Below are 3,943 nucleotides of genomic sequence, written 5' to 3' on the forward strand. Positions count from 1 at the left end.
CCTCGTTGTCGAGCGCCAGCTTGCCATTGTCGGCTTGCGGCAGGATCGGCATGTCGCCGCTTGCCGCGCGCACGCCGTTGAGCGGATCGAGGCCTGTGGCATCAGCCCCCTTGTCGTCGGTGAGAAGCATGGTGTCGGCGAGCGTTGCCTTGACGCCGGTCTGCTGCTGGCCGGCAGCAGGTGCCGCACCTGGTGCCACCGGGGTAAACTCGATGGCGACGGTGTTGAGGCGCGGCCGGTAGTCGGTGGTGCCGACGACATTGTAGCCGCGATCCGGCAGCAGCCAGAGCGAACCTTTGTAGCCGGCGGCCTCATGCGTCCAGCCTGATGTGTCGATCGACATGCCGGAGCCCGAACCAAACGTCTCGCCGAACTTGTCACGCTGAGCGGCCGGGATGCGGCCGACGCCGACCAGCCCTTTGTTGACAAAGCTCGTGCCGCCGACGGTCGCGGTGCTGTCGGCGAGCGCCGGCGTCAAGGCGGTGAACAAGGCCAGCGCGACGCCAAGCGACGCGGTTCGATACAGGTGCTTCATGAATAATCCTCTTTGTGACGGATGTGCCGGAGCGGCCGCGGGATGAAAAACTGAAAGAGGTGCGACATCGATGATGCCGCGCACGCCTCCCCGAAACGCGGTCTACGGCGCGAACATGATGCTTGCGTGACAGCGCGCAGTGCATGCCGGCGGTCGACGAAAAACGATGCGCGCGCACGGCACTAGACACTTATGTCCAGTGCATATATGCTCCAGCCTTCGGACTAAACGTGGAGGGGAAGCCTTGAAGTCGCACTACCGCGCAGTCGTCATCGGGGGTGGCGTGGTCGGGGCCTCCGTCCTTTATCATCTGACCCGATTTGGCTGGAGCGATGTGGCGCTGATCGAGCGCGCCGAACTGACGGCCGGTTCGACCTGGCACGCGGCGGCAGGCTTCCATGCGCTCAACGCCGACCCCAACGTGGCCGCGCTACAGGACTACACCATCAATCTCTACCGCGAGATCGAGGCCGAATCCGGCTGGGATATCGGCCTGCACATGACGGGCGGCGTCAACATCGCCAGCGATCCCGCGCGCTGGGAGTGGCTGAAATCGGCCTGGGCGGTGTTCCAGTCGGTCGGCATCGAGACCGCGCGCCTTGTCACGCCCGACGAGATCAAGGCGATCTGCCCAATCGTCGACGTCACCGGCGTGCTAGGCGGCCTGCATGATTCCAACGAGGGTCACCTTGACCCGTACGGCACGACGCACGCCTATGCCGGCGCTGCAAAAAAGCGCGGCGCCGACATCATCCTGCGCAACCGGGTCGTCGAGTTGAAGGCGCGTGCCGACGGCCGCTGGGACGTCGTCACCGAGCAAGGCACCATCATCGCCGAGCATGTCGTCAATGCCGGCGGGCTGTGGGCAAAGCAGCTCGGCCGCATGGCCGGCGTCGACCTGCCGGTGACGCCGATGGAGCACCATTATTTCATCACCGAGGATATTCCCGAGATCGCAGCACTTGACCGGGAAATCGGCATCGCCGTCGATCTCGACGGCTTCTCCTACCTCAGGCAAGAGCGCAAGGGCGTGCTGCTTGGCGTCTACGAGCAGAACCCAAAGCACTGGAACATGGATGGCGCGCCGTGGGACTACGGCATCGAGCTGATCCCGGAAGACATCGACCGCATCAGTCCCGAACTCGCCAAGGCGCATGATCGCTTCCCTTGCCTGGCGACGGCCGGCATCCGCAAATGGGTCAACGGCGCCTTCACCTTCACGCCGGACGGCAATCCAATCGTCGGGCCGGTGCGCGGCTTGAGGAACTACTGGGTCGCCTGCGGCGTCATGGCCGGCTTCAGCCAGGGCGGCGGCGTCGGCAAATCGCTGGCCGAATGGATGATCTATGGCGAACCGCAGGCCGACATCTTCGGCATGGACATCGCTCGCTACGGCGCCTTCGCCGCCAACCGGGAATATCTCAGGCAGACGACGCGCCAGTTCTATTCGCGCCGCTTCGTGATGACCTTTCCCAATGAGCGGCTCCCGGCCGGCCGGCCGCTGAAACGTCCGGGTGCCTATGACGGCATGAGCGCGGCGGGATGCGAATGGACGGCTTCCTGGGGGCTGGAAATCCCGGCCTATTTCGCGCCGATGGGATTTGCCGAGAACACGACGCTGCGGCGCTCCAACGCCTTCGACATCGTCGGCGACGAGGCGCTGCAGGTGCGGCGCGCCGCCGGTCTCGTCGATATCTCGGCCTATTCGCGCTATGCGGTGGCGGGGCCAGGTGCGGAAGCCTGGCTCGACCGGCTGCTCGCCTGCAGGCTGCCGAAGCCGGGGCGGGCCGGCCTGGCGCCGATGCTCGGCCATGACGGACGGCTGAAGGGCGACCTCACCGTCTTCAACTGGGGCGGCGGCAGCTATTGGCTGATGGGCTCCTACTATCTCCGGGAATTCCACATGCGCTGGTTCGAGAGCTATGCGGCTGAAGGCGTCACCGTCACCGACCTCTCCGACACGATGAGCGGTTTCCTGCTGACGGGGCCGAACGCGCGCAAGATACTGGAGCGAACGACGCATCAGGATGTGTCCGGCGCAGCGCTGCCGTTCATGGCCTGCGGCACATTCGACGTCGGCATGGTGCAGGCCCGTGTAGCGCGGCTGTCTATATCAGGCGAGCTCGGCTTCGAAATCAGTTGCCCCGTGACCATGCATGCCACTCTGCGCGAAACGCTGCTGGCGGCGGGCGAGGATCTCGGCCTTGCCGAAATCGGCTATTACGCGCTCAATGCACTGCGGCTGGAGAAGAGCTTCGGCCTCTGGTCGCGCGAATTCACGCAAGGCTACACGCCGGGCCAGACCGGTCTCGACCGCTTCATCGCTTTCGGCAAGAGCGGCTTCATCGGCCGCGAAGCAGCGTTGAAGCAGCGGGAGGCCGGCAGCGGCCAATGCCTGGTGACGCTGGAAATCGATGCGCTCGACGCCGATGCCAGCGGCTTCGAGCCGGTCTGGCATCAGGGCCGGCGCGTCGGCTTCGTCACCTCGGGCGGTTACGGTTATACGGTCGGCAAGAGCCTGGCGCTGGCGCTGGTCGACCGCGATTTCGCAGGCGAGGGCACCGCGCTCTCCGTGCATGTCGTGGGTGAGGAACGGCCGGCGCGTGTCGTCGCGGCCTCGCCTTACGATCCCGAGGGCAAGGTAATGCGGCAATGAGGAGGATTTCCGATGGTCGATGACGCGGCACGGGACGGCAGGCGCGAGCGCCGGCGTGGACGCACGGGCGAGGCCGGCAGCGAAAGCAGCCGCCGTCCCAATTACCATTCGCTGAAGAACCCGTTCCTGCCACAGCCGATCTTTTCTGATGATCAGGTGGCCGCGATTCACGAAACGGCGCTGCGGGTGCTGGAAGAGCTCGGCATCAAGGTGCTGCTGCCGCAGGCGCGTGAGCACTTCGCCAGCGCCGGCGCGCTGGTCGATCCGGACACCGACATGGTGCGCATCGGCCGCGACATGGTGACGGCGGCACTCGCCTCGGCGCCGAGATCGATCCACGCTCACGCCGGTTCGCGCGCCCTCGATCTGACGCTGGAGCTCGGCTCGATGACCTTCCTCGCCGGATGCGGGGCGCCGAACGTCACCGATCTCGAGCGCGGCCGGCGGCCGGGAACACTGGCGGATTTCGAGGACCTCATGCGGCTGGTGCAGCATTTCGACGTGCTGCATATGCTGGGGCCCTGCATCGAACCGCAGGATGTCGACAACCGCTTTCGGCACTATGCCGTCAACCGCGCGCAGCTGACGCTGTCGGACAAGCTCCCGTTCGTCTTCGCGCGCGGCACGCCGCAAGTCGAGGACGGGTTCGAGATGATTCGTCTGGCGCGCGGCCTGTCGCAGGACGAGTTTCTGGCAAATGCATATTGCTACACCGTCATCAACACCAACTCGCCGCGCCAGCTCGACATCCC

The 3,943-nt window shown here is 65.5% G+C and carries 2 protein-coding genes and 1 pseudogene; 2 read left to right on the top strand and 1 reads right to left on the bottom strand.

Annotation, left to right across the window (positions count from 1 at the left end):
• Positions 1 to 535, bottom strand: a pseudogene (locus tag EOD15_RS30155) (hypothetical protein); the annotation flags it as partial.
• Positions 536 to 779: 244 nt separating this feature from the next.
• Between EOD15_RS30155 and EOD15_RS30160 the strand changes: the two are divergent.
• Together EOD15_RS30160 and EOD15_RS30165 are read left to right on the top strand one after the other, a co-directional pair.
• Positions 780 to 3,191, top strand: coding sequence for an FAD-dependent oxidoreductase (locus EOD15_RS30160; protein WP_127409112.1), 2,412 nt, complete (start codon positions 780 to 782; stop codon positions 3,189 to 3,191).
• Between the two features lie 12 nt (positions 3,192 to 3,203).
• The coding region (locus tag EOD15_RS30165; RefSeq protein WP_185929116.1) for a trimethylamine methyltransferase family protein at positions 3,204 to 3,943 on the top strand (740 nt) is incomplete at its 3' end.

This window comes from Mesorhizobium sp. M7A.T.Ca.US.000.02.2.1, from assembly GCF_003996995.1.
In the GTDB taxonomy this organism is placed as follows: Bacteria; Pseudomonadota; Alphaproteobacteria; order Rhizobiales; family Rhizobiaceae; genus Mesorhizobium.